This window comes from Undibacterium sp. YM2, from assembly GCF_009937975.1.
Lineage (GTDB): Bacteria > Pseudomonadota > Gammaproteobacteria > Burkholderiales > Burkholderiaceae_D > Undibacterium.
On the sequence record NZ_AP018441.1, the window covers coordinates 733,914 to 752,063 of the forward strand.

General features: G+C 51.7%; 15 protein-coding genes. 9 read left to right on the forward strand and 6 right to left on the reverse strand.

Annotated features, from left to right (window positions below):
• Positions 1-14: 14 nt before the first annotated feature.
• Positions 15-1,592, reverse strand: a complete 1,578-nt coding sequence (locus UNDYM_RS03440) for a DUF4139 domain-containing protein (RefSeq protein ID WP_162039784.1) — start codon at positions 1,590-1,592, stop codon at positions 15-17.
• A gap of 161 nt (positions 1,593-1,753) precedes the next feature.
• Between UNDYM_RS03440 and UNDYM_RS03445 the strand changes: the two genes are divergently transcribed.
• Positions 1,754-2,344, forward strand: coding sequence for a DUF938 domain-containing protein (locus tag UNDYM_RS03445; RefSeq protein WP_162039785.1), 591 nt, complete (start codon positions 1,754-1,756; stop codon positions 2,342-2,344).
• 71 nt (positions 2,345-2,415) lie between these two features.
• Here the strand turns inward: UNDYM_RS03445 and UNDYM_RS03450 are convergent, their stop codons facing one another.
• The 4 genes from UNDYM_RS03450 to UNDYM_RS03465 all read right to left on the reverse strand — a co-directional run bounded on the left by UNDYM_RS03450 (position 2,416) and on the right by UNDYM_RS03465 (position 9,032).
• Positions 2,416-2,724, reverse strand: coding sequence for a single-stranded DNA-binding protein (locus UNDYM_RS03450; protein WP_162039786.1), 309 nt, complete (start codon positions 2,722-2,724; stop codon positions 2,416-2,418).
• Positions 2,725-2,771: 47 nt separating this feature from the next.
• Positions 2,772-6,581: an AAA family ATPase gene (locus UNDYM_RS03455; protein ID WP_162039787.1), complete on the reverse strand. Its 3,810-nt coding sequence runs from the start codon at positions 6,579-6,581 to the stop codon at positions 2,772-2,774.
• A complete protein-coding gene (locus UNDYM_RS03460; RefSeq protein WP_162039788.1) occupies positions 6,578-7,825 on the reverse strand; it encodes an exonuclease SbcCD subunit D C-terminal domain-containing protein in 1,248 nt (415 codons plus the stop codon). Before UNDYM_RS03460 ends, UNDYM_RS03455 begins: the two co-directional genes overlap by 4 nt.
• Positions 7,826-7,916: 91 nt before the next feature.
• Positions 7,917-9,032, reverse strand: coding sequence for a GNAT family N-acetyltransferase (locus UNDYM_RS03465; RefSeq protein ID WP_162039789.1), 1,116 nt, complete (start codon positions 9,030-9,032; stop codon positions 7,917-7,919).
• Between the two features lie 284 nt (positions 9,033-9,316).
• On the opposite strand from UNDYM_RS03465, the gene UNDYM_RS03470 reads away from it, so the two are divergent.
• Positions 9,317-10,333: a M20/M25/M40 family metallo-hydrolase gene (locus tag UNDYM_RS03470; RefSeq protein ID WP_162039790.1), complete on the forward strand. Its 1,017-nt coding sequence runs from the start codon at positions 9,317-9,319 to the stop codon at positions 10,331-10,333.
• 89 nt (positions 10,334-10,422) lie between these two features.
• Here the strand turns inward: UNDYM_RS03470 and UNDYM_RS03475 are convergent, their stop codons facing one another.
• Positions 10,423-11,103: a Bax inhibitor-1 family protein gene (locus UNDYM_RS03475; RefSeq protein ID WP_162039791.1), complete on the reverse strand. Its 681-nt coding sequence runs from the start codon at positions 11,101-11,103 to the stop codon at positions 10,423-10,425.
• Positions 11,104-11,548: 445 nt separating this feature from the next.
• Here UNDYM_RS03475 and UNDYM_RS03480 point away from each other — a divergent pair, with 445 nt between their 5' ends.
• The 7 genes from UNDYM_RS03480 (at position 11,549) to nudB (ending at position 18,140) form a co-directional block, all read left to right on the forward strand.
• Positions 11,549-12,973, forward strand: a complete 1,425-nt coding sequence (locus tag UNDYM_RS03480) for a sodium:solute symporter family protein (RefSeq protein ID WP_162039792.1) — start codon at positions 11,549-11,551, stop codon at positions 12,971-12,973.
• An 80-nt stretch (positions 12,974-13,053) separates the two neighbouring features.
• A complete protein-coding gene (locus UNDYM_RS03485; RefSeq protein WP_162039793.1) occupies positions 13,054-13,365 on the forward strand; it encodes an FmdB family zinc ribbon protein in 312 nt (103 codons plus the stop codon).
• Positions 13,366-13,418: 53 nt separating this feature from the next.
• Complete coding sequence (locus UNDYM_RS03490; RefSeq protein WP_162039794.1) at positions 13,419-14,021, forward strand: DUF502 domain-containing protein; 603 nt, start codon at positions 13,419-13,421, stop codon at positions 14,019-14,021.
• A gap of 61 nt (positions 14,022-14,082) precedes the next feature.
• On the forward strand, positions 14,083-15,885 hold the full coding sequence (gene aspS / locus UNDYM_RS03495) for an aspartate--tRNA ligase (RefSeq protein ID WP_162039795.1): 1,803 nt from the start codon (positions 14,083-14,085) through the stop codon (positions 15,883-15,885).
• A gap of 59 nt (positions 15,886-15,944) precedes the next feature.
• Positions 15,945-16,733 (forward strand): CsgG/HfaB family protein, encoded by a 789-nt coding sequence (locus UNDYM_RS03500; protein ID WP_370529434.1) that lies wholly within the window; start codon positions 15,945-15,947, stop codon positions 16,731-16,733.
• A 328-nt stretch (positions 16,734-17,061) separates the two neighbouring features.
• Positions 17,062-17,502: a cache domain-containing protein gene (locus UNDYM_RS03505; RefSeq protein WP_162039797.1), complete on the forward strand. Its 441-nt coding sequence runs from the start codon at positions 17,062-17,064 to the stop codon at positions 17,500-17,502.
• A gap of 188 nt (positions 17,503-17,690) precedes the next feature.
• On the forward strand, positions 17,691-18,140 hold the full coding sequence (nudB, locus tag UNDYM_RS03510; RefSeq protein WP_162039798.1) for a dihydroneopterin triphosphate diphosphatase: 450 nt from the start codon (positions 17,691-17,693) through the stop codon (positions 18,138-18,140).
• Positions 18,141-18,150 lie beyond the last annotated feature (10 nt).

Here is an 18,150-nt window from a genome sequence, read left to right on the forward strand (position 1 = left end):
TTTGATAGCTGACCTTAACGCAAACCATTCACCATCGCATCCTTGGGATAGCTGATCGTATAGTCCGCCCTGAGCTTCAATTTCTTGCCCGCTTCCAGCGGCAATTGCCAGGCGATGATGCCGGGTTGTTTGTTCCAGCTGTTTTGTGTGGCGTCAGGCGTAAACTTCGACTCTACCTTGATGTCTTCATGGCGCGCCACTGGCGAGGCTTCCAATACCTGCAGTGTGACCGCAGTCTTGTGATTGTTTTCTATGACATAGGAGTTGGTATATTTCTTTTCTATGCGGCTGTTGATGAAACCCTTGTTCGCATCATCACGCAGCTCTGGCTCTACTTCTACCCTGACCATATTGTCGCGGCCAAAGAAAAGTTCCAGTTTTTCCTGGCCGCCAAAAGCCAGCTGGCTTTGGCCGATAAAATCATTGTCGCGGTATAACTGCAGATTGCCACTCGGCCATGATCCCGCAGGACGGGCGGCATTGGCCAGCAGGTAAGCCTGGGCTTCCTGTTTGGGTTGCACGCGCACCAATACCTGTGCATCAATGATCTGGCTGCCCAGTACAAAACCGGTTTTCTGGCCGTCACTGTTCAGGCTGATTTTTCCTGGTACCTGGAATTCAGCAGCATATTCACTCTGGAATACGCTGACATCAAAGCTGGGCATCTCGGCTTCTCTATAATCGCCTGGAGCCGCAACAGCTCTGGCAACTGGGGCAGGAGCGGGTGGTGCCATCTTCGGCTCTGCATAGAACGTCTGCTTGGGCAAAGGTGGGATGATGCTTAGCGCCCATGGTGAGGGCGGATACAACTGGCTGGACTGGTTGGGTTGTGAGGTCGATAACTTGAGGCTGATACCGTTCCAGTCTTCACCACTATTCTGGGCAACCTGGGCATGGCGCTCCAGCCTCACCTGTGATTTGACGGTGTCCAGATAGGCACGATATACCGGTGTCCAGCCCGCCTGACTCAGACGATAAGACAGCTTCACTTCACCTTCGTTTTGCGCCGCCAGGCGTATTTGCACACTGCGCACTTGTGGGTTGGCCTGGAATTGCCTGCGCTGTTCTGCCAGCAAGGGTGTCAGTTGCAGGTCCAGTTCATTCAGGCGTTTTTGTGCAGACAGACGGCGTTGCAAGGCATCCTGTCCGGTGCGGCGTAATTGTTCTGCGGTAGTGACCAACGCTGTATTGCTGCCCGACTTTTCATTGCCAAAACTTTTCAGATAGCCAATCACCAGTTCTTGCGCTTCACTATCCGCACTGATGCTGGCTTTCTGTTCCTGCAACTCACGTATGCGTAAATCCAGACTGGTATTGGCACATTCCGGCGCACGCGCCCTGTCCACCGTTTGCACACTGACGTCACCTACCTGTATGCCAGCATCGGCCTGCACCTTCAAGGAATCGACATCAAAGCGGGCTGACAGACAATTGAGTTTGAGTTCCCTGGCACCCGCCGCTACCCTGGCCAGCCTTTCTACATTGGCACCACCGGGATAGACCAGCACATTGCTGATTTTTGAATTTGCAGGATTTTGTGCCAGTGCAAGTTGTGGCAGCAAGGCGGCGAGCATGATCAATTTCTTTTGCATGGATAATCCTGTCATTGGGAATTGCACAGATTGCAGATTTTGTAAGTATCGCACTAAACTTGCAACAAGCGCATGACAAAATCAGCAGATTGTGGAGTGACCAGTTTCCGCGTAGAGTAGCGCCACGATGAAAGACCCATGTCTGTCAAGAAAGCTTACCCATGAACAAACCCTATTCCGCTGCCTGTGAAAGAAACAGTGGCCCCATATTGCAAGCCATCACTCCCTTGCTGACCCGAAGTCACAGCCTGCTGGAAATCGGCAGTGGCACAGGCCAGCATGCTGTGACGTTCGCGCGGCAATTAGCGCACCTGCAATGGCAAACCAGTGACAGGGCGGAATATCATCCCGGCATACTGGCTTGGCTGGACGAGGCAGCGCTGCCAAATGTGCTGCCACCGCTGGAACTGAATATAGGAAAAAGCCCCTGGCCGCAAAAACAGTTTGATGCTGTCTTTACCGCTAATACCTGCCACATCATGGCATGGGAAGAAGTCGAGTGGATGTTTGCGGGTGTAGCGACCTTGCTTGTGAATGAAGGACGTTTTTGTATTTATGGCCCCTTCAATTACGCAGGCCAGTTCACCAGCGTCAGTAACCAGCAATTTGATGCATCACTCAAGCAGCAGGCAGCGCACATGGGCATACGCGACATAGAAAAGATCACAGCACTGGCGGAGCAACACGGGATGCGCTTGTTGGATGACGTTGCCATGCCTGCCAATAATCGTTTGCTGGTGTTGATCAAGTAAGCGGTACATTGTATACATCGCGGAAATAACAGCAGGGTGCGCGCCGTGTGCACCTTATTGCGTGGCAACGATTATTCAGCTGTATTCAAATGCGCCGTGATCACAGCATGCGCAATCAAATCCAGCGCCGGCCTGGCCTTGCCCTGTTTGTCTGTCCACACCTTCGGTGTCAGCGCTCCCGACAATGACAGGCTGTCACCATCGCCCAGGCCCAGCAAGGTATTACGCGTTGCATCGTTAAAGGCGATGACATTGCAGATGATGAAGTCACCGTCATCTGTTGCGGCACGTACCTTGCAGGTGACATAGACAGAACCATTTTGTCCTGAGCGTTCTTCAACCTGGCCGTAAATGCGTCCTGCGATGAGTGCGTCTATCATAAGTTCCTTCTTTAGCAGTTGATATTTAATTGGGATAGTAGTCCGACTCAGGCAACCTGTACCAAGCTGCTTCCACCTGATACCCTTTGCACCTGTATCCTTGTCGATATTCTCTCCGTCATTTCCTGCACATGCGAGATCACACCGACCTTGCGGCCTTGTGCTTGCAGGCTGTCGAGTGCATCCATGGCGATGCGCAGGGTATCTGCATCGAGGCTGCCGAAGCCTTCGTCGATGAACAGGGATTCGACCTTGATGCGGTTGCTTGATAATGATGCGAGGCCCAGCGCCAGGGCCAGCGATACCAGGAAAGATTCGCCGCCAGACAGTGAATGTACAGAGCGCTGTTCATCGCCCATGTCCTGGTCGATGACCATCAAGGCCAGGGTGTCTGCCAAGCGTTGCAGGCGGTAGCGACGTGAGAGCTGGTACAGGTGCTGGTTGGCATAGGCGAGCAAGACATCGAGCGTTATTTGCTGGGCATAGTTGCGGAACTTTTTACCGTCTGCTGCGCCTATTAATTCATTCAATTGTGCCCACAGGCGGGTTTGGCTTTCTTGCTCCTGCATGGTGGCGATCAGGCTCCTGGCTTGCTGGTGGCGTGCCTCATCCTGCGCCATGGCGAGCTGATGACGACTGTATTCCTGCTGTGCCTGTTGGCGTTTCACACTGATATTGCTGAACACAGATTGCAGATGTTCGCTCTCGCCTATTTCAGTTGGCGCAGTCTCACGTTCTTGTTCAGTCTCATCATGCAAGGGTTCTGCCTCAGTAAAACTGAGTGGTGCAGGACGTTGTAGCAAGTGCTGTTGCCTTTGCTGGCTGCGTTCGCGCAGTACGGTTGCTGCTTGCTGGACTGCATTGCTAATGGCTTGCATGGCCTGGCGTTCTGCATCAATCCACGCATGTGGATGTGCCAGCAATTCACGCAAGTGTGCCTCGTCCAGGTTTTCTATCGTGGCTTGCTGCTGAGTTATCCACTCCTGCAGTTTTTCAGTTGCGACGTGCAGTTCCTGGCTTTGCTGGGCGATGCGCTTATTGATTTGTTCTTGTGCTTCATGCAGGCGAGCCAGTTGCTGGCGTAGCTCATCATGCGCTTGCAGTTGGGTTTGCAGTACTGCTTTTGCCTGATTGATGCTCAGCGTGAATTGCGCTTCTGTCTCGCTGACGGCGCGCCCCTGAAATAATTCCTGTCGTCTGGCCTGCTGCTGTTTTAATTCAGTATCTGCATCCAGGTAGCGTTTGTTGTCGCTGGAAAATTGCTCTTCCAGTTGCTGGGATTGTGTTTGCAGTTTGTCGATTTCCAGTTGCAGCTTTGCCAGTTGTTCAGTACTCTGGCTGGATGCAAGTTGATGGCTCTGCCATTGCTGTACATGGATTGCACACTGGCTCTGGAATTCCAATGGCGATGCATGCCAGTTGTCTTGCCAACTGTTACCTTCGTCTGATTGGGCGACAAATGCTGCTGCCAATTGGGCCAGGGCATCGTCCAGTCTTTGACTGGCATCTTGTTCTTTTTCTGTTGCTTGTGCCAGTGCAGTGCTGAATTTTTCAAGAGCATGGGCTAGCGCTGTGTGGCTGTCTCTATGTTCTTGCAGGGTGCGCCGTATTTTTTCTGTATTGGCAAATGCCTCATCCCTGATCTTTGTTGCCTGCTGAAAGGCTTGCTCGGTCTTAAGCAATTGCTGAACTTGTTCTTGCAAGTCAGTTTGTTGCTGGCTTAACCAGGTGCTGGTTTGCTCATTATCGATTTTCGCATTTTGCAATTCAGTGGCGATGCCATGCGCTTGCCAACTGCTTGCTGCGATTTGCTCCTGTTGCTGCAATACCGCCAGTTCTTGCTGCAATTGCTTTTGCTGTTGTTGATATTGTCTGTGTTCAGCCGTTGCGGTTGCCAGTAACTGGCGCTGGTCTTGCTCAACTTGCTGGCAATGTTTGAGTTCATTCTCCAGTTGCACCAGCAAGGCATGCAATTGCTGGTTGCCGGTTTTATAGGGATGTTCAGTCGCGCCGCAGACCGGGCAGGCTTGCTCATCTTGCAGAGCATCACGCAGGCTTTCTACATTGGCGTTGCAGGCGGCCTGGGTCAGTAGCAGGCTTTTTTGTGCCTGCTCTTTTGCAGCAATCAGGCTGGGTAATTGAGTCTGGATCTGGGTGATGGTTTTATCTGTAACCAGCATGCCTGAATGACTGACTTGCTGCTGAGTATCCAAAGCCTGTTTGCGTTGTGCGTGTTCATGCATTTGCTTGTATAAATCAATAGCGTTACTTAACAGTTCGCGCCTTTGATCAAGTGCCAGTCTTTGTGCCTGCATGCCGGGCAAGTCGAACTGCGCCAGTTTTGCTGCTGCTTGCTTGCGTAATTTTTCAGTAGTTATCCAGCTTTGTTCGCTTGCCTGGAGTTGCAGAATGCGTTCTGCCAATAATTGTTCTTGCTTGTCTTTTTGTTTTTGCAGATCAAGTATGTTCTGTTGCTGGTAGTTCGCATCTTTTTTGGCAGTTGCTGCCTGCTTCAATAATAATTCCCATGCTGTCCAGTTATCGGCAAGGCTTTGCAAGCCAGCGTGTTGGGTCAGCCATATTTGCAGGTCTTGCTGTTTTTTTTGCAGTTGTGCCAGGTCCGCCTGTTTGCTCTTGTGTCGTTGCCTTGCAGTTGTCAGCGCCTGTTCTGCCTGCACTTTTGTTTGTTGTGCAGCCAACCAGTTACTGCGCAAGATATTCAGGCTACTGTCGAGTGCCTTGGCGGCATCCAGCAAAGGCGCTGCCTCTTGCAGCGCAAGTTCTGCTTGCTGCAATGTTTGCTGCGCTTGCGTCAGGGCCAGATGTCTTTCTTGCGCGCTGAGTGTGCTTGTCTGTATGTTGTTATGCGCTGTAGCGATTTCTGCCTGGCCTTGGTTGATTGCTTGTTGCAGGCGGTCGAGTTCTGTCAGTAGCGGGCGCGCGGTTTGCATGCTTTCTACTTGTTGCAGATAAGCGGCTCTTGCTGCGGCTGCTGTCTTTTCCTGTTCATGAATTTGCAATTGCTGTTGTGCCTGCTGTTCGCCCTGTAGCAACTTGCCGTCATCGGCGTGCCAGCGCAGATGTGTTTGCAGCTCGGCTAGTTGGGCGTCCAGTTGTTCCAACCGGACTTTGCTGATGCCCAGATCGGTCTCAAGTTGTGTGCGTTCTTCCGCGCTCAGTGGTTTGTTGTCTGCCAGGCGCACATGAAAGCGTTCCAGCGCTTCGCGTTCAAGCTTGGCGCGGGCAAAGGCGCGTTGTGAAATTTTGCCATAAATGTCGCTGCCGGTCAGGGTTTCCAGCAGTTCGCCACGGTCATTGTCATCGGCTTTTAAAAAGCTGGAAAATTCGTTTTGCGCCAGCAAAACGGCGCGGGTGAATTGTTCAAATTTAAGACCAAGACGCTTGATGATTTCTTCCTTGACCTCGGTTTTCTTGCCACCTATGGGTTGCAATTGCGGTAACTGGAGCAGCGACATGGTTGTGGGCTGCAAGATGCCGGTAGCTTTCTTGCGCGAGCGGCGCACGCTCCAGCGTGAGCGATAGGCATTGCCATCGGTGCCGACGAAATCCACTTCGGCATAGCCTTCTCCAGTACCGCGTCTTAACAGGTTGCCGGTATCTTGCTGGGTCACCGCATCTGCACCATCGGGTAATTTTGTCGTGCCTGCCTTGATCAGTCTTGGCGTGTTTTCATACAGGGCCATGCACAGCGCATCCAGCAAGGTACTTTTGCCTGCCCCGGTGGGGCCGCTGATGGCAAACAGGCCAGCAGACTGCAAGGGTTCTTGCGTAAAATCGACCGCAAATTCACCAGCGAGAGAGGCCAGGTTTTTACCGCGTATGGCGAGTATCTTCATTGCGTGTCCTCACCATGCAAGAGTTCGCCAAAAGCCTGCAGCATGTCGCCAGGTGCATCTTGCTGGTATTTGCCTTGATACAGGCGGCGGAAGATATCTTCTGGCTGCAAGCGGTCCAGCGTATCCTGCGTTGCCTGTTCATCGCTAGTCTCATCCTGTGCCTTGCCTGGGTAATGTGTATCTATCTTCAGCAAGCGCAAGGGCTTGCCCTCGATATAGCTTTCTATGCGGGCACGCAGGCCGGGTTCTGGTGCTTCGAGCTTGACCCTGACTTCCAGATAGGGATCATATTGCCTGCCTTTGCTCGCATCAGTGATACTGGCGAGATCAAGGCCATCGAGTGCATCCAGCACAGCAGGCAGGGGTGCGGCCTGTTTGGGGATGCGCAAGAGTTGAACAGTCCTGGGTACGTGCAGCGGTGTCACCTGCGTGAGTTTGTCACCCTCAATATCCACACACAAAACCTGGTGCTGGTAATCTACTTCAGAAAATGACAGGGGCAGGGGGCTGCCGCAATAGCGCAGGTGTTCTTGCTTGCCGACTCTTTGCGCCAGATGCAAATGACCCAGTGCCGCATAAGTGATGTCATCGTCAAACATGCTGGCCGACAAAGCCTCGGTACCACCGATGACAATGCGGCGTTCAGAGTCTTCTGACATTTCGCCACCTGCCATGTGGCAATGCCCCATGGCGATGATGGCCTGGCCAGGCTGGCGCAGGCTGAGTGCATGCGCCGCCACATTCCTGTATAGCTGTGCGATGCCCGCCATGTAAGGATCACTGGCATTTTCTACCCGTGGTACGTCGCCAGGCCGTAGGAAGGGCACTGCCAGGCACCAGGCGACAATTTCATCATTCTGCCGTAATGGCAAGACCATGGCGGCTACATCGATGCTGCCATCACTCAGGCGTGGCACCATGCCTATGACGCTGATGTCCATGCCATCCAATAGCGGGCCGGGTGCTTCCAGCCTGCCGGGTGAGTCATGGTTGCCTGCAATGATGACGATATCCAGTTTGGGCAGGCGTGCCTTGGCTTGCTGCAAGAAGCGGTAAAACTGTTTTTGTGAACTTGCAGACGGGTTGGCATTGTCGAACACATCACCGGCGATCAGCAAAGCATCTGCCTGTTGCTGTTCCAGCGCAGTGATGAGCCAGTCGAGGAAGTGCTGGTGTTCCAGGCCGCGTTCGGCGCTGTGCAGGGTTTGGCCCAGGTGCCAGTCTGAGGTGTGGATGAAGCGCAAGAGTTTTCCTTAGCCTATGCAAATACAGATGGCAGGGTATGCCGACACAGGCAAGTGTAGCCGTTTTTTATCTGGTGATGTAAGAGGGGGATCAGGCTTTTGTCCTGCGTGATTTGCGCATCTTCAGGATGGTGCTGCCCAGTGCCCTGCGCCAGGCCTGGTTTTTTACACACTGATATTCAACATATTTCGTGACGGCTGGTCCCCAGCGGGTTTTCGATACATCTTCACCCACCGACAAATTGACGCGCTTGAAGTCCTGCGCGAATGACCATTGTATGATTTCTGCCAGCAAAGTCGTCATGACGCTGTAGCGGGCAAACTTCAGGTCATAGCCTGAATAGTAGAGATACAGTTCTTCACCCATGGCAAATGCCAGGCGCATGGCAACCACGCGGCCATCGAGTTCCAGGCTGAACAGGCGCATGCGCTGGCCAAAATCATTGTTCAGCAGTGCGTCCATGAAGGCGCGGTGTCTGGGGGCAGCAAAATAGTCGGGGTGTTCCACCGTATTGGTGGCACCTGCGCGTGCCGCATGCAGGGCATAAAATTCTTGCAGCCTGGGCTTGATTTCTTCGCTGCCTTGCCAGACTTGCAGCTTCAGGCTCAGGTTGTCACGCGCCAGGGAGTTATAGCAGTGACGCAGGGATTCCTTGATATTGCGTTTGAGCCCGGATTTAAAACTTACCCAGTTCTCGTCCAGATGCAGGATGTAGTTGGGAATATCCCGCGCTTCCAGCGGATGCACTGCCGCATTGCTGGCCAAAAAATGCGTCGCATGTTGCCTGGTGTGAATGACCTGGAACTCGGTCAGGCCAAAGGTTTCCTGGCGTGACAGGTCTTCCCATTGCTGTAAGATGGTTTCAGTGTAAGTGGGTAAGGCCAGCGGCACACGTATCTCGGTCAGATTGGGGTCTGAACCAAAAGGGCGTACATAGCGGTAGATGAACAGGCTATGCAGGCCAACATGGGTATTTGTCAGCGGCATTACCGCAACCAGTTGCCCTTGCTCATGCAGGGTACAGATCGCCAGCTCGTCTTTGTGATACCAGGATGAATCCGAAAAAACCTGCCACCATGCGTGGTTCCAGTCATAAGTCTGAAAAGGCAACAACTGAGGCACTTGTGTTTCCAGCAGTCGCCATGAAGCCGCCAGGGCTTCAAATTCTGCATCTGTGTTGACAACAAGTTTTGTGAGGTTAGACATCGATGAATAAATCTTGTGCTTCGTAAGCTGGCTATAAAATGATATCAGGAGATTGTTAAAAACTTTGTCGCGATAAGCTCAGGTGGGGGTTTATGCCATGTAATGCCAGTAATTGCAAGCTTGCAACCATGTTTGGTGCGATTTTGGAACATGAATGCCATAGGTTCATGGTGTTTTATGTAAGTAGAACTTATATTGATGTCCGCTTGTCTTAGTAAAATATTTAGCTGTAACGACCCAGCATTCGCCAATGCCACACTCATCACACCTCAGGTTAATGATCCATGTCAAAAATTCGTCAAGCGCTTAGAAGTTTGTTGCCCAGCCTGTTGCCAGTATTTGCCATCGGCCTCGCACATTGGCCTGTGCAGGCAGCTGAATCCGCAGCTCTGACTGCGCAGGCCATGATCGACGTCAATAAACTCGCCAGCGAAGAAATGGCGGGCCGTGCGACAGACAGCAAGGGCAGCGCACTGGCGCGTGAGTACATCATCAGCCGCCTGCAGCAATTGGGGCTGACACCATGCAAGGATGATTTTGTGCATGAGTTTGAATTCCAGACCCGCCAGGGTAGCAGCCGCATAGGCAAAAATATCATTGCCTGCAGCCCCGGCAGTATGAGTGGGCATGCGAGCGCGCCTGTGCTGGCGATTACGGCGCATTATGATCATCTTGGTGAGAAAGGCGGCAAGATTTACCACGGTGCCGACGATAATGCCTCTGGCGTGGCTGCGGTGCTGGCGATTGCTGCTGCCATGAAAGAAAATCCGTCTCAGCATGACCTCATGGTCATCCTGTTTGATGCGGAAGAGATGGGGCTAAGTGGTTCACGTGCTTTTGCGGCCAAGCCTGTCATGGATATGGCACGCATAGGCATGAACATGAATTTTGACATGATAGCCCGTGGTGACAAGGGCGAGCTGTATGCCAGCGGAGCCTACCATACACCCGCACTCAAAAATTTGCTGGCCAGCCTCGATGGTACGCAAGGCGTGAAACTCAAATTCGGTCACGACAGGCCAGAACAGGGCCAGGATGACTGGACAAAACAGTCAGATCACCTGCCTTTCTTCCTGGCAGGAGTGCCGCATATCTATTTTGGTGTCGAAGACCATGCCGACTACCACCAGCCTACCGATACGGCAGACAAGATCAATCCACAGTTCTATCTTGGTGCGGTGGATTTGCTGATCAAAGCCAGTTACCTGTTGGACCAGGCCATGTTGACCACAGATTTCAGGAACAAGAGCAAAGACCTGCAGGCAGCGGGTCTGGCGGGCGCAAATAAAGGCGGGAAGTAAACAGGCAAGGGAAGGGGACCTGCATTCCAGCCCGCAGGGATGCAGGCTGGAGTGGATGAAACTACACTACTTAATTACTTGATTCCAGCTTAGTCACGCAGGCTCATGACAATGCGCAGTACATACCAGAACATCAGGGCAACAGAAGCAAACAGCTCCAGCGCAGCGCCGACATAGCGGTCTTCAGGATAGTGGTGTATGACGTTTGAAGCGTCATACAGGATCGCTGCACCGGCAAAGGCGACCATGCCTACGCAAAAGAACAGACCAAGCTGGAAACCAAAGATCATGCCGCAGGCGATCAGGACCAGGGCCACCAGGCCTGCCCATTTCAAGACACTGCCAAGGAAAGAGAAATCCTTGCGTGACACATAGGCAATACCGACCAGGCCTACAGTTGCCAGTATGGTGACAAGGCCAGCATTGGCAATGGCACCAGGTGCTACCTTGTTAGCGATGGACAGGATGGGGATAAAGATAATCGCCTCAGCCACGATGTAAGCGCCCAGCGCCGCATATTGCAGGGGCAGGCTTTCTACCGTGTGTGCGGCACGCGATGCCAGCCAGCCTATCAGCATGAATGCACCAAGGATCAGGAACCATGGCAGGTGGCGCATGGCTTGTGCCATGACATCGGCAATGCCGGATTTGAATAAAATGACTTCAATCGCAGTGAACGCCAGAATTGCGCCGCCGAGATGATTAAAGGTCTTGCTGATAAAACGCTCACGCGCTGGTCCGTAACCTTGGTGGGTGCTTGCCAGTTCCATGGATGTTCCTATCGTAGATGTATTGCATGGGCCTGGAGCTGCCCTGCAAGGTGGATAACAGTGATCATTGTTGATTGATATTAAACCTGCAAGCTTTGCAAGTTGTGAAAGATTCTATATGAATAAACAGCGATCAAGAAATCCATGTTTCAAAGTGTTTCAAATTATTGCCAGTGTAACAACTATTTAATTTCCCTTAAAATTTCTCTTTGGAAATGAATTTTCCTGACTTATTTTGCTTGCTTCTGTAGCGATTTCCCCATTTATCAGTACATTTCGATACATAAGCCAAATTCGCGTGTTTTTTAAGCAAATAAGCGCAAAACTTCACAGAAGCGACTTGTCCCCCATCAAACTTCGTGTAATTTGCGTCTATTATTACGTCTATAATGCCCGCAGAAAAAAAAAAGCGGGTTTTTATTGACATTATTGCACGTTTCTCCCCATGAATACACTCATCTGGTTTGTCATCCTGTACTGGGTCATCTCTGTTGGCATCGGTTTGTATGCCGCCCGTTATGTCAATAACTCCAAGGACTATGCAGTCGCTGGCCGTTCCTTGCCCATGTATGTGGTGACCGCCACCGTATTCGCCACCTGGTTTGGCTCGGAAACGGTGCTGGGAATTTCATCGACCTTCGTCAAGGAGGGCTTGCGAGGTGTGGTGGCTGATCCTTTTGGCTCTTCTCTGTGCCTGATCTTTGTTGGTTTGTTCTTCGCGCGCCCGCTGTACCGCATGAATTTGCTGACCATAGGTGATTACTACCGCAATAAATTTGGCCGTACCGCCGAAGTGCTGGTAACCCTGTGTATCGTGGTGTCTTACCTGGGCTGGGTGGCTGCCCAGATCAAGGCCCTGGGCCTGGTGTTCAGCGTGGTATCTGGCGGTTATATTACTAATGAGTGGGGCATGATCATCGGTGCCGGCAGCGTGCTCATCTATACCCTGATGGGCGGCATGTGGTCGGTGGCGATCACTGACTTTTTGCAAATGATCATCATCGTGGTCGGCATGTTATATATAGGTTGGGAAGTATCTGGCATGGTTGGCGGTGCCAAAGTCGTTATTGAGCATGCAGCAAATGCAGGCAAGCTGGAATTCTGGCCCCAACCTACGGCCAAGGAGTCGCTGTGGTTCTTTGCCGCCTGGATCACCATGATGCTGGGCTCGATACCGCAACAGGACGTATTCCAGCGCGTGGCTTCATCCAAGAATGAAAAAATTGCCGGTAATGCATCGGTGCTTGGTGGTGTCTTGTATTTTTGCTTTGCCTTCATCCCCATGTTCCTGGCGTATTCGGCCACGCTGATTGACCCCAAGATGGTAGAAAGCCTGATCGACAAAGACTCGCAACTGATTTTGCCTACCTTGATCATGACCAAGGTGCCCATGCTGGCCCAGGTCATGTTCTTTGGTGCCCTGCTGTCGGCGATCAAGAGCTGCGCTAGTGCTACTCTGCTGGCACCTTCCGTGACCTTCTCAGAAAACATCCTGAAACCCTTTTTCCCCAAGCAAAGTGACAAGCAATTCCTGTTCATGATGCGTGCGGTGGTGCTGGTGTTTACGGCAATTATTACTATTTTTGCCATGAATACGGCTTCCAGCATCTATAAGATGGTAGAAAATGCATACAAGGTCACTTTGGTCGCGGCCTTTGTCCCCCTCGCTTTTGGTTTGTACTGGAAACGTGCCACTACCCAAGGCGGCCTGGCTTCCATCATTCTTGGTATTACATCCTGGGTGAGCATGGAAATTGTGGCGCCAGAAGGATTGTGGCCGCCGCAACTGGTGGGCGTGCTCATGAGCCTGGCAGGCATGGTATTGGGTTCTTTACTGCCGCAATTCATCCGCAAGAAGGCGCTTGTTTAAGTCTGGCATGACGCAATGCGCAAATTCTGATCAAAAACCTTTATAATTCAGGGTTTTATCAGTTTTTTTAGGGCTACGCCATGCCGATTTATGCTTACCGCTGTGAAGAATGCGGGTTTGCCAAGGATGTATTGCAAAAGATTTCTGACGAGCCGCTCAGTGTCTGTCCGACCTGCGGCAAGTCTTCCTTCCGCAAGCAGGTAACTGCTGCCGGCTTCCAGCTCAAGGGTTCAGGCTGGTATGTGACTGACTTCCGTGGCGGCAATGGTGGCTCCGGTGCTGCTGCACCGGCTACTGAAGCGGCGGCAACACCGGCCACGCCAGCTCCGGCGGCACCAGCGGCTGAATCCAGTGCGTCTGCCCCTGCCAGCGATGCTGGCAAGGCTGCCTGATTTGTCTTTTATCCCTTATTATTGCCGTTTCATTCACAAAGCAGACGATTACCATGCGTAAATACTTTATTACTGGCTTGCTGATTTTAGTACCTCTGGCGATCACGCTATGGGTGCTGCACGCCATTATCAGTACCATGGACCAGTCCCTGTTATTGTTGCCAGTGGAATGGCGCCCAGAAAAACTGGTCGGTTTCAAGGTGCTGGGCATAGGCACGATTTTGACTTTGCTCATCGTCTTTGTGACAGGCTTGCTGGCACAAAACTTTATTGGTAATTACGTCATCAGGGCATGGGAAGGCCTGCTGCAGCGCATTCCTATCGTCAGTTCCATCTATTCCAGCGTGAAGCAGGTATCCGATACCCTGTTCTCATCGTCCGGCAATGCCTTCCGCAAAGCCGTGCTGATTGAATATCCGCGCCGTGATTGCTGGACCATAGGTTTCCTGACGGGCGTACCAGGTGGTGATGTGGTTAATCACCTTAAAGGCGAATTTGTCAGCGTGTATGTGCCGACTACGCCAAATCCGACTTCCGGCTTTTTCCTGATGTTGCCCAAGGATCAAGCCATAGAACTGGACATGAGTGTCGATGCCGCACTCAAGTATATTGTTTCCATGGGCGTGGTGGCTCCCGAGCATCTCCCCACCAAATAAATGATGTGGTTATCCACTGCATCAAATCATTTTTAATTTTGAATACAGACAGGTAAGAAATATGTCCATGCGTACCCAATACTGCGGCCTCACTACTGAGGAATTACTCGGCCAAACCGTCAGCCTGTGTGGCTGGGTGCACCGTCGTCGCGATCACGGCGGCGTGATCTTCATCGACTTGCGCGACCGCGAAGGTCTGGTGCAGGTAGTTTGCGATCCTGACCGTGCTGATGTGTTCAAGGCTGCAGAATCTGTACGTAATGAATTCTGCCTGCGCATTACTGGCCTGGTACGTAGCCGTCCAGAAGGTACTGGCAACAGCAATCTGAAATCCGGCAAGATCGAAGTGCTGGCGCATGAAGTGGAAGTCTTGAATCCTTCCGTTACGCCTCCATTCCAGCTCGATGATGACAACCTGTCTGAAACCACACGCCTGACCCACCGCGTGCTGGACCTGCGTCGTCCGCAAATGCAAAACAACCTGCGCCTGCGTTACAAGGTAGCGATGGAAGTGCGCAAGTTCCTCGATGCAAACGGCTTTATCGATATCGAAACACCGATGCTGACCAAGTCCACGCCTGAAGGCGCTCGCGACTACCTGGTACCATCCCGTGTCAACGCCGGTAACTTCTTTGCCTTGCCACAATCCCCGCAATTGTTCAAACAATTGCTGATGGTGGCTAACTTTGACCGTTACTACCAGATCACCAAGTGCTTCCGCGATGAAGACTTGCGCGCTGACCGCCAGCCAGAATTTACCCAGATCGATTGCGAAACTTCTTTCATGAACGAGCAAGAGATTCGCGACATGTTTGAAGGCATGATCCGTTTGGTATTCAAGAACACGCTGGACATTGACCTGCCAAATCCTTTCCCGGTCATGGACTTCGCAGAAGCCATGGGCCTGTATGGTTCCGACAAACCAGACATGCGCGTCAAACTGCAATTCACAGAATTGACAGACGTGATGAAAGATGTTGACTTCAAAGTATTCGCCGGTGCTGCCAATATGGCCAATGGCCGTGTCGTTGGCTTGCGTGTACCAGGTGGCGCCAACATGCCACGTTCTGAAATTGATGCATACACCCAATTCGTCGGTATCTACGGCGCCAAGGGCCTGGCTTACATCAAGGTCAATGAAAAAGCACAAGGCCGTGATGGTCTGCAATCTCCTATCGTCAAGAACATCCACGACGCTGCCCTGGCGCAAGTTCTGGAACGCACAGGCGCACAAGATGGCGACCTGATTTTCTTCGGTGCCGACAAAGCCAAAGTCGTCAACGACGCCATCGGCGCATTGCGCGTGAAAATCGGCCATAGCGAATTCGGCAAAGCCAATGGCCTGTTTGAAGACGTATGGAAACCATTGTGGGTCATCGACTTCCCTATGTTTGAACATGATGAAGAAAACGACCGCTGGACAGCGACTCACCATCCATTCACGGCACCAAAAGACGGCCACGAAGATTTGATGGAAACTGACCCAGGCAAGTGTATCGCCAAGGCCTACGACATGGTCCTGAATGGTTGGGAACTCGGTGGTGGTTCTGTCCGTATCCACCGTGCTGATGTACAAAGCAAAGTATTCCGTGCCTTGAAGATCGATGATGCAGAAGCACAACTGAAGTTCGGCTTCTTGCTGGATGCCCTGCAATACGGCGCGCCTCCACACGGTGGTCTGGCTTTCGGTCTGGACCGTATCGTCACCATGATGACCGGTGCAGAATCCATCCGTGACGTCATCGCTTTCCCGAAAACCCAGCGTGCCCAATGTCTGTTGACACAAGCACCGTCTGAAGTCGACGAAAAGCAGTTGCGTGAACTGCACATCCGTTTGCGTGCAGCAGAGCCAAAACTCGCGTAATCCTTGATCTCTAAAGCGGATGTACGAATGAAACTGAAAACAATGAAAAGAGTATGCAAGTGAATAACAAGACAGCCTTATTTTTATTGTTGAGCAGCAGTTTGTTACTCGCCGCTTGTGGAGAAAAGAAAACCGAGCTGGGCGAAGGTTCTTCTGAAGTGACAGGCGCTGCCGGTCCTGCTGGTGCCAAGGGCGCCAGCAAGACTCTGGTGAAATGCGATGCGCCGGTGGCGACCCTGTCACTGGTCGAGAACCCGAATGGTTATACCCTGAGCAGTCAGTACAACCTGCCGTCTTCACCCGTGCCTTTGATACGATTGCTGGCACAACAAAGCGGTTGCTTCCGCGTGGTGGATCGTTCGTCTGGTTTGAAGGCCGTGATACAGGAGCAGGAGCTCAAGGACCAGGGCATCATCCGTAAAAATTCTACGGTGTCCAAGGGCAAAGGCTATGAAGCGCAATACACGATTACCCCCAGCCTGACTTTTTCTGAAAGCAAGGCTGGCGGCGGTATTGGTGCCATCATGGGCATGATCCCTATCCTCAGGAATTTTACTGGCTACGCCGAGAAAGTCAGTTTCAAGGAAGCACAAGTGGTTTTGTTATTGACTGACAATGAAACTACCGAGCAACTGGCTGCTGCCACCGGGTCTGCCAAGACCACTGACCTGGGCATGGGTGGTTTAAGCTTTGGTGCTGCCGGTGGTGGCTTTGGCGCGGGCTGGAGCAATACCAATGAAGCCAAGGTCATCGTTGCTGCCTTCCTGGATGCGCACAACAAACTGGTGCCGCAAGTCAGACAGTTGCAGGAAAAAGAACTGCCTCCTGCAGTGCCTGTGAAGAAATAAGTCTGCATTGGCGTTTTTATTTGCCTGACCTGAAAGGCCTGCTTTGCAGGCCTTTTTTGCATTTTGCTGCATCGCATGCATTATTAAAAGTTGACTAGTGTGCTGGCAGCGAGCCGATTAATTTGCTTTTCTTTGTTGTGGATCTATGGCGATGCAATAAAAATCCTTCAATGTAAACTCTTGTTTCCTTTAACAGCATAGCCAAAAAAAGCTGCTATAAAGAAACAAGTAGACCACATTGTGGTACTTGCACCGATGGTAAGTATTTACTTATAAAGGGATTAAGATGGGATGTTTTTCAGCAAAACTATTGCCAGCAATAATCGGTATGCTTGTATGTGCACCGTTCGCACAAGCAGCAGGTGAGCATGGAACTGAAGCCGAGGCGCAGGACATGGTCAAAAAAGCAGTTGCCCTGGTCAAATCAGCTGGTGCAGAAAAAGCCTACAAAGTCTTCACTGATCATCCCGATGGTGCATTCAAGGAAAAAGACTTATATGTCTTCGTGTATGACTTTGAAGGCAATTGCCTGGCACAGGGGGCGAATGCAAAAATGGTCGGCAAAAACCTCATGAGCATGAAAGATGTGGATGGCAATGCCTTCATCAAAGGCATGATAGACCTGGTGAAAACCTCGTCCAAGGGCTGGTATGGTCCCTATAAGTTCAATAATCCAGCGACACAAAGCTATGAACTGAAACGCTCTTATTGCGAACGTGGAGCCGGGGACAGCATGGTCTGCGTAGGAACTTACTTCGAGAAGAAATAAGCCATACCGGGCAATCAGGAAAATATACTTCCGGCCACCGTTGCCATGTTGTGGTGACGCTCATTGACGGCATTCTTTTGAGCTTATTGCTCAAGGAATGCCGTTTTACTTTGCTGTATCAAATATGGATGCGTCAAAGGGGTTAGAATGGTGGTTTTGAAAACTCCGGATCACCTGTTCGGCCTGGCATGTCAACGTATAAAATCCCTGAATCTGTACTGGTAGTTATTTACACCGCTGCACTCGATGTACTCTTGCTGGAGCGTGTTGACAAGCCAGGGTTCTGGCAATCTGTCACAGGGTCGAAAGATGCCATCGACGAAGCCTGGCAAAGCACCGCCATCCGGGAAGTGGCAGAAGAAACCGGCATAGATGCCCTGCAACATGACTTGCAGGATTGGGGTTTGACCAATATATATGAGATCTACCCGGTATGGCGTCATCGCTATGCTCCGGGCGTGACAAAAAATACCGAGCATGTGTTTGGCCTGTGTGTCAGCCCTGATGTTGTGGTCAGGCTGGCCCCGCGAGAACACTTGCAATATCTATGGTTGCCCTGGCAGGAGGCAGCGGACAAGTGTTTTTCCGCATCGAATGCCGAAGCCATATTGCAACTACCGAAGCTGATGAAGGTTTAACAAGCTAAAG

Bases quoted from the DNA above. Each gene is read 5' to 3' on its own strand.
- UNDYM_RS03440 (WP_162039784.1), bottom strand. From the start codon at position 1,592: ATGCAAAAGAAATTGATCATGCTCGCCGCCTTGCTGCCACAACTTGCA.
- UNDYM_RS03445 (WP_162039785.1), top strand. From the start codon at position 1,754: ATGAACAAACCCTATTCCGCTGCCTGTGAAAGAAACAGTGGCCCCATA.
- UNDYM_RS03450 (WP_162039786.1), bottom strand. From the start codon at position 2,724: ATGATAGACGCACTCATCGCAGGACGCATTTACGGCCAGGTTGAAGAA.
- UNDYM_RS03455 (WP_162039787.1), bottom strand. From the start codon at position 6,581: ATGAAGATACTCGCCATACGCGGTAAAAACCTGGCCTCTCTCGCTGGT.
- UNDYM_RS03465 (WP_162039789.1), bottom strand. From the start codon at position 9,032: ATGTCTAACCTCACAAAACTTGTTGTCAACACAGATGCAGAATTTGAA.
- UNDYM_RS03470 (WP_162039790.1), top strand. From the start codon at position 9,317: ATGTCAAAAATTCGTCAAGCGCTTAGAAGTTTGTTGCCCAGCCTGTTG.
- UNDYM_RS03475 (WP_162039791.1), bottom strand. From the start codon at position 11,103: ATGGAACTGGCAAGCACCCACCAAGGTTACGGACCAGCGCGTGAGCGT.
- UNDYM_RS03480 (WP_162039792.1), top strand. From the start codon at position 11,549: ATGAATACACTCATCTGGTTTGTCATCCTGTACTGGGTCATCTCTGTT.
- UNDYM_RS03485 (WP_162039793.1), top strand. From the start codon at position 13,054: ATGCCGATTTATGCTTACCGCTGTGAAGAATGCGGGTTTGCCAAGGAT.
- UNDYM_RS03490 (WP_162039794.1), top strand. From the start codon at position 13,419: ATGCGTAAATACTTTATTACTGGCTTGCTGATTTTAGTACCTCTGGCG.
- aspS (WP_162039795.1), top strand. From the start codon at position 14,083: ATGTCCATGCGTACCCAATACTGCGGCCTCACTACTGAGGAATTACTC.
- UNDYM_RS03505 (WP_162039797.1), top strand. From the start codon at position 17,062: ATGCTTGTATGTGCACCGTTCGCACAAGCAGCAGGTGAGCATGGAACT.
- nudB (WP_162039798.1), top strand. From the start codon at position 17,691: ATGTCAACGTATAAAATCCCTGAATCTGTACTGGTAGTTATTTACACC.